Origin of the sequence: Comamonas kerstersii, assembly GCF_008801935.1 — a bacterium.
GTDB classification, from domain to species: Bacteria; Pseudomonadota; Gammaproteobacteria; order Burkholderiales; family Burkholderiaceae_C; genus Comamonas; species Comamonas kerstersii.
This window is the reverse complement of record NZ_VZOT01000008.1, coordinates 113,809-120,980: the sequence shown is the minus strand read 5'-3', so window position 1 is coordinate 120,980 and position 7,172 is coordinate 113,809. Positions and strand designations below refer to the sequence as shown.

Below are 7,172 nucleotides of genomic sequence, written 5' to 3'. Positions count from 1 at the left end.
ATTTTTTGCTCCATATTCATGGTTAAAGGTTAGAAACGCCTTCTAAATTTCGTCTTAGCCTGATTCGCTTTTTTTTGACTCAATTTGTTGGGCACAGACGAATGTTATGAAATGGGCACCTTGTTCGAACTAAGACGATTCCGAATCGCAAATCCCACCCTGTTTATGGATGAAAAATCTTCGATGCCCAGCCTGGGCTGTCCCATACAGCGCACAGGCACTCCATGGCGGACGCTCTTGCGGCTTCACCTCGATCCCGACAAAGCCTGAGTGCTAGCTCATAAACTGCAAAAAACTTGTTCAGCACAATTTTTTCTTGCATGCTCCCTTCGCTGTCTGCAAAATGCATTACACATTTTTGTATGCCATGCACATAGTCTGTACAACGTAGGCAATCTGTCACAAAACAAGGCTTGCCATGTACAGAGCCCTGACAGACTGACTTAGACTTGTTTGGCTTGTCTGGTCATTGGCCCAGACTTTGCTTGGTGAAGTAAACAGCCATCTTGGCTGGATAACAGCGGTGGAGATATCAAGAATGAACATCAAGTCTTGGGCACCTGTGGGTGCCGTCGTAGTCCTAGCGATTGCATCCCTGACAGGTACTGCCGTCGCGCAGGAAAAGTCTGTGGCGGTAACGGCCATCGTCGAACACCCTGCCCTGGATGCTGTCCGTGATGGCGTACAAGCTGCCCTGAAGGAAGCAGGTTATGAAAGTGGCAAGAATCTGAAATGGCAATACCAGAGCGCTCAGGGCAACACCGGAACCGCAGCGCAGATCGCGCGCAAATTTGTCGGTGACAAGCCTGATGCCATCGTTGCCATTGCCACGCCTTCTGCACAAGCTGTAGTGGCAGCCACCAAGACAGTGCCTGTGGTGTTCTCCGCCGTGACCGATCCAGTCGCCGCCAAGCTGGTGCCCAGCTGGGAAGCTTCCGGCACCAACGTCACTGGTGTATCTGACCTGCTGGCACTGGACAAGCAGATGGATCTGGTCAAACAGGTAGTACCTGATGCCAAGCGCGTGGGCATGGTCTACAACCCTGGTGAAGCCAACTCCGTCGTAGTCGTCAAGGAGTTGCAGAAACTCCTGCCCGCCATGGGTATGACGCTGGTGGAAGCAGCAGCCCCTCGCTCCGTGGACGTGAGCAGCGCAGCTCGTAGCCTGGTCGGCAAGGTCGATGTGATCTACACCTCTACCGATAACAACGTGGTCTCTGCCTATGAAGCGCTGGTCAAGGTCGGCCAGGACGCAAAGATTCCGCTGGTTGCATCAGACACTGACTCCGTCAAGCGCGGTGCTGTAGCAGCCTATGGCATCAATTACCGCGATCTGGGCGAGCAAACAGGCCGTGTGGTGGCCCGTATTCTGAAGGGTGAGGCACCGGGCAGCATCAAGCCCGAGGTCAGCACCAAGCTGGAACTGTTCGTCAATCCTGCTGCGGCACAGAAACAGGGAATCGAACTGTCTGAAGCCCTGATCAAGAGTGCTGCCGAAGTAGTGAAGTAATTCACTGCGCCAAGCAAGGCAGGCGCCAAGTCACTGGCCCTGCCTTTTTTCTTATTCGCTTTCCGATTGCCCGTTCATGTCCCTGTTCTCACTGTTCGGCGCCATAGAAATTGGCCTGATCTTCGCCCTGGTGGCACTGGGTGTTTACATCTCCTTCCGTTTGCTGCGCTTCCCGGATCTGACCGTAGATGGCAGCTTCCCCCTGGGCGGCGCTGTCTGCGCAGTGCTGATTGCTGCCGGCATTAACCCCTGGCTGGCAACACTGGCAGCGACTGCCGCAGGCGCTATTGCAGGCACCATCACGGGCTGGCTGAACGTCAAGCTCAAGATTATGGATCTGCTGGCTTCGATCCTGATGATGATTGCGCTGTACTCCGTGAATCTGCGCATCATGGGCGGCCCGAACGTCCCCCTCATCAATGACCCTACGATCTTCAACATGCTGCAACCCGAGGGCGTGGACGACTACATCTTCCGCCCATTGCTGCTCCTGCTGATCGTCATCGCAGCCAAGCTGCTGCTGGACTGGTTCTTTGCCACCGAACGCGGCCTTGCCATTCGCGCCACAGGCTCTAACGCACGCATGGCCCGCGCACAAGGGGTCAATACTGGGGGCATGGTGCTGCTGGGCATGGCCATCTCCAATGCCCTGGTAGGCCTGGCCGGCGCCATGTTTGTGCAGACACAGGGCGGCTCCGACATCTCCATGGGCATTGGCACCATCGTGATTGGTCTGGCTGCCGTGATTGTGGGTGAGTCCATTTTGCCGTCGCGCAAAATCGTCTGGGCCACACTGGCCGTAGTCATTGGCGCTATCGTTTACCGCTTCTTTATCGCCGCAGCGCTCAACAGTGAATTCATCGGCCTGAAAGCGCAGGACCTGAACCTGGTCACTGCCGTACTGGTGACCATCGCACTGGTGATTCCACAGCTCAAGCGCAAGCTTCGCCGCAAGTCTTAATGGGTGCAAAGGGAAAAAGAATCATGTTGAGCGCCAAAAACCTCGAACTTACTTTCAACCCCGGCACTCCGATTGAGACGCGCGCCCTGCGCGGTCTGTCGCTGGACATTCCTGACGGTCAGTTTGTAACCGTCATCGGCTCCAACGGTGCGGGTAAATCCACCTTTCTGAACACCATCTCCGGTGACCAGGCTGTCGACAAGGGCAGCATTTCCATCGCGGGTGAAGACATGACGCACAAGCCTGTCTGGGACCGAGCACACCGTGTGGCGCGTGTGTTTCAGGACCCCATGGCAGGTACTTGTGAAGATCTGAGCATTGAAGAAAACATGGCACTGGCCCATCGCCGAGGGGTGTCCCGCGGGCTATCACTGGCCGTTAAAAAGGAGCACCGTGAGCTGTACCGCGAGCGTCTGGCGATCCTCGGACTGGGTCTGGAAAATCGCCTGACCGACCGCATAGGGCTGCTGTCAGGTGGTCAGCGCCAGGCAGTCAGCCTGCTCATGGCTGCCCTGCAGCCCTCGCGCATTTTGCTGCTGGATGAGCACACGGCAGCGCTGGACCCCCGTACAGCCGACTTTGTACTGCAGCTGACCGAACGCATCGTGGCCGAAAGTAAGCTGACCACCATGATGGTGACCCACTCCATGCGTCAAGCGCTGGATGTGGGCGAGCGCACTGTCATGCTGCATCAAGGGCAGGTGGTGCTGGATGTGTCGGGTAAAGAGCGCGCCCAAATGGATGTCACGGACTTGTTGCACATGTTTGAAAAAGTGCGTGGCGAAAAGCTGGCGGATGATGCCCTGCTGCTCAGCTGATTGATAAACTCCAAAAATCATAGCTTCCAACGCTTGCTGTGTAAGCGCTGGAAGCTATTTTTATGTTTATCAGCAGCATCAACATCTGACAAGCCTTGGGAGAGAACTCTTGCACTGCGTACCGTTACTTACGCCTGCTCCGTGCTCACGCAAGACCTTCCATCACAATAGCGTCTGCTACAGACAGACGTAAGGCATGCTTGGCCAGAAGCTGCCATGTTTGTGCAATAACTACAGCACCTGACTGAAGGCTTTCTGCAAAAGTGACCTGTCATGTTAGGGTGCTGTCACCCGTTTCAGCGCAATTGTTCTTCCTGCCCAGGTCAGCCAAGACGTATCTCGCTCAACCCGTGATTTCCGAACACCACACCATCCAAAACATTGTCATTCTTGACGACTACCAAGATGCAGTGCGCAAGCTGCAGTGTGCTGCGCGGCTTGATGGTTTTAACACCAAGGTCTTTACCAATTCAGTCAAAGGCGTTGGGCAGCTGGCAGTGCGCTTGCGAGATGCAGATGTCATCGTGCTTATACGGGAACGCACCCAGATTACACGCCAGCTGCTTCAAAAGCTGCCACGCCTGAAACTCATTGCGCAGGTTGGCAAGGCAGGGCCGCACCTGGATGTGCAGGCATGTACTGAGTACGGCATTGCCGTGGCTGAAGGCGTGGGTTCACCGACAGCGCCTGCTGAGCTGACCTGGGCCCTGATCATGGGCGCCATGCGTCGCCTGCCGCAGTACATCTCCAACCTCAAGCATGGCGCCTGGCAACAGTCAGGCCTTAAGGCCGCATCCATGCCAGCTAACTTCTCGCTGGGCACGGTCCTGCATGGCCGCACGCTGGGCATATGGGGTTATGGCCGCATTGGCCGCCTGGTAGCAGGTTATGGACGTGCTTTCGGCATGAATGTCATGGTGTGGGGCAGTGAAACCTCGCGCCAGCAAGCTGAAAACGATGGCTTTCGCGCTGCAGCGAGCAAGGCCGCCTTGTTTGCCGAAAGCGATGTGCTGAGCCTGCACCTGCGGCTGCACCCCGAGACACAGCACACTGTGCAGCCCGAGGATCTGGCACTGATGAAACCCACTGCCCTGCTCGTCAATACGGCACGTGCGGAGCTGATCGCACCAGATGCCCTGGTCAAGGCCTTACAGCTGGGCAGGCCAGGACTGGCAGCTGTAGATGTGTTCGAGAGCGAGCCCATTTTGCAAGGGCACGCCTTGCTGCGCATGGAGAACTGTATTTGCACACCCCACATTGGCTATGTCGAGCAAGACAGCTATGAGCTGTACTTTGGTGCTGCTTTTGACAATATTCTGAATTTTGTTCAGGGCCAGCCCAGCAACATTCTGAATCCGCAAGTGCTGCCTGGCTGACGATGCCTCAGCCTGAATCAAGGGTGGCGTGAGCGGGTCCTGAGCCGCTCCAGCTCCTGAGCTACGGCTTCCTGCACGGCATTGACTACCATGGCATCAATTTCTGCACGCAGCAGCTTGTAGAGGGTTTGCGTCTGCAGCTCCTGCACGACTTCTGTCAGCGTGGCATGCAGCCGCTCCTGCAGATTGGCCTGCACCCGTGCCATGACGCGTGTGCGTAAAGCCTCTGTGGCTTCAGCACTGTCCAGCACATTCGCAGGGATGGCGGCATCCTGAGCTTCGACTGAAGCTGGTATGAATGCCTCCTCAGCAGACAGCGTTGCCTCTGGGACCAGTACTTCCCGTGCTGCTTCTTCTACTGCGGGTGTAGCAGGCGCAGAAGCTTCAGACACCGGCTGTGCTGAAGGTGCAGCAGGTGGCACTTCCACCACATCAGTCAAGGTTGGCACAAAACGCGGCGGCTGGCGCGGTGGGTTCATGGCCGTCATGCAGATGGCCCTTCCTTCAGTACCAGATCAAAACGCTCTATCTGATAGCCTGCCTGCTGATAGGCGCGCCAGCGCTGACGTGCCTGTGCTCTGTCCTCTTCGTCAAAGCTGGAGACCACCTCTACGACCCGGTCAAAGGCCTCCAGACCTTCGGGCATGTATTCACCCAGGTGCAGCAGTACCTCATGGTAGCTGCTGTGCATGGCTTGCTCAACCAGATGGACAGGAGCCAGTGCAAACAACTGCGCGTCATCGCCATAGACTGCGTGGGCCAGAAACTCATGCCCGGCAAACTTCCACAGACGACCAGACAGCGCACGCAGACGGTCCATGGGAGCGACCACAGTCACACGTGCGTCATGGCGCAATGCCTTCCGAATGAAGCGGCACGCGTAATCGAGCTTGTCTGGCGCATTAAAGTGAAAAGCAATGCTGGGCATGCGTATTCAGTCCCTCTCAGCCCTGTACTACAGGCTTGGCACTTGCCTTGCGCTTGGGAGCACTGGCAGTTTTGGCCTTGGTCACAGCAGCTGGTTTCTTGGCTTTGGCAGGCGCGGACTGCACGGCATCCACGAGGTATTGCACCAGCAAGGGCACGGGGCGACCGGTTGCGCCCTTGGCAGCACCTTCCTTCCAGGCCGTACCGGCGATGTCCAAGTGTGCCCAGGGCATATTGCCCACAAAGCGCTGCAGGAACTTGGCGGCGGTGATCGAGCCACCCGCACGACCTGCCACATTGCCCATGTCCGCAAAATGGCTCTTCAGGCCTTCTGCGTAATCGTCATCCAGAGGCATGCGCCAGCACAGGTCATCGCTCTTGTCACCTGCCAGCTGCAGTGCCTGCGCCAGATCGTCACGGTTGGCATACATGCCCGAGCGCACACCACCCAATGCAATCACGCAGGCACCGGTCAGCGTAGCGATATCGACCACAGCCGCAGGCTTGAAGCGCTCGGCATAGGTCAGCGCATCACACAGCACCAGGCGACCTTCGGCATCGGTATTCAGAATTTCAATCGTCTGGCCGCTCATGCTGGTGACCACATCACCAGGCTTGACAGCGCCGCCATCGGGCATGTTTTCGCAGGCAGGAATCAGTCCGACCACATTGATGGCCGGTTTGAGTTCCGCCAAAGCACGGAACACGCCCAGCACGCTGGCAGCGCCGCACATGTCGAACTTCATTTCGTCCATGGCCGCCGCAGGCTTAAGGGAAATACCGCCTGTATCAAAGGTAATGCCCTTGCCAACCAGCACCACAGGTGGCTCAGACTTGGCCGCGCCGCTGTAGCTCAGCTCAATCAACTGCAGAGGTTCTTTGGAGCCCTTGGCCACGGCCATGAAGGCGCCCATGCCCAGCTTTTCCACGTCCTTGGGGCCGTGTACCTTGCACTGGATAGCTGCATGCTTGGCGAGGTCCTTGGCCGCCTGCGCCAGCATGGTGGGGGTGGCATGGTTGGCAGGGCGGTTACCCCACTCTTTCGCCAGGCTCTGGCCCAGAGCGACTGCCACAGCCTGCTCAAATTCGGCATTGACTGCCGCCTTGTTCTGTACACCCAGCGTGACCTTGTTCAAGGCAGGCTTTGTCACCTTGGATTTGGTCAGGGTGTAGACATAGCTGGTATCTGCAATGCATTGCACGCTGGTGCGTACGGCCTGGGCGGCATCTTCCACTGCAGCCAGGTACACGAGGGCATGCTTGACACCGTCGGCCTTCAGGCAGGCAGCAGCGCTTTGCATGGCGTTGCGGATATCGCGCACCGAAGCCGCGCCAATACCCAGCAACAATACACGGCGCGCCTGCACGCCTGCAGCCTGGTAAAGCTGCAGCGATTTGCCAGCGGCCTGCGACCAGTCACCGTGCTTGCTGGCTCTTTGCACCAGTGCTGACAAAGGGTCTTGTTCAGGCTTGAAGGACTCAGGCACCAACAATACAAGAAGATCACACTTTGCTGCGGCAGCGCCAGACAGATTCAAAGCCTTCAGTTCAAAGTTCATAATCAGCATTTTCCTTTGCAG

At 57.1% G+C, this 7,172-nt stretch carries 7 protein-coding genes; 4 read left to right on the top strand and 3 right to left on the bottom strand.

The genetic code is table 11. The features are described from left to right. Positions 1-538 precede the first annotated feature (538 nt). From F7P80_RS12125 to F7P80_RS12110, 4 genes are all read left to right on the top strand, one after another. Positions 539-1,510, top strand: coding sequence for an ABC transporter substrate-binding protein (locus tag F7P80_RS12125; protein ID WP_151045015.1), 972 nt, complete (start codon positions 539-541; stop codon positions 1,508-1,510). Positions 1,511-1,586: 76 nt separating this feature from the next. Then, the gene (locus F7P80_RS12120) at positions 1,587-2,471 is read left to right on the top strand and encodes an ABC transporter permease (protein ID WP_054067128.1); all 885 of its coding nucleotides are present in this window, start codon (positions 1,587-1,589) and stop codon (positions 2,469-2,471) included. Between the two features lie 23 nt (positions 2,472-2,494). Continuing rightward, the gene (locus F7P80_RS12115) at positions 2,495-3,289 is read left to right on the top strand and encodes an ABC transporter ATP-binding protein (protein ID WP_054067135.1); all 795 of its coding nucleotides are present in this window, start codon (positions 2,495-2,497) and stop codon (positions 3,287-3,289) included. A gap of 371 nt (positions 3,290-3,660) precedes the next feature. Next, positions 3,661-4,665, top strand: coding sequence for a D-2-hydroxyacid dehydrogenase family protein (locus F7P80_RS12110; RefSeq protein WP_151045021.1), 1,005 nt, complete (start codon positions 3,661-3,663; stop codon positions 4,663-4,665). Positions 4,666-4,682: 17 nt separating this feature from the next. Here F7P80_RS12110 and F7P80_RS12105 read toward each other — a convergent pair whose 3' ends face one another. The 3 genes from F7P80_RS12105 to F7P80_RS12095 are packed head-to-tail and all read right to left on the bottom strand — an operon-like array spanning position 4,683 to position 7,151. Further along, the gene (locus tag F7P80_RS12105; RefSeq protein WP_151045013.1) at positions 4,683-5,153 is read right to left on the bottom strand and encodes a flagellar biosynthesis protein FlhF; all 471 of its coding nucleotides are present in this window, start codon (positions 5,151-5,153) and stop codon (positions 4,683-4,685) included. After that, a complete protein-coding gene (locus tag F7P80_RS12100; RefSeq protein ID WP_054067126.1) occupies positions 5,150-5,593 on the bottom strand; it encodes a DNA polymerase III subunit chi in 444 nt (147 codons plus the stop codon). Before F7P80_RS12100 ends, F7P80_RS12105 begins: the two co-directional genes overlap by 4 nt. Before the next feature lie 16 nt (positions 5,594-5,609). After that, entirely contained in the window at positions 5,610-7,151 is a 1,542-nt protein-coding gene (locus tag F7P80_RS12095) for a leucyl aminopeptidase (RefSeq protein WP_151045011.1), read from the bottom strand. Positions 7,152-7,172: the final 21 nt, after the last annotated feature.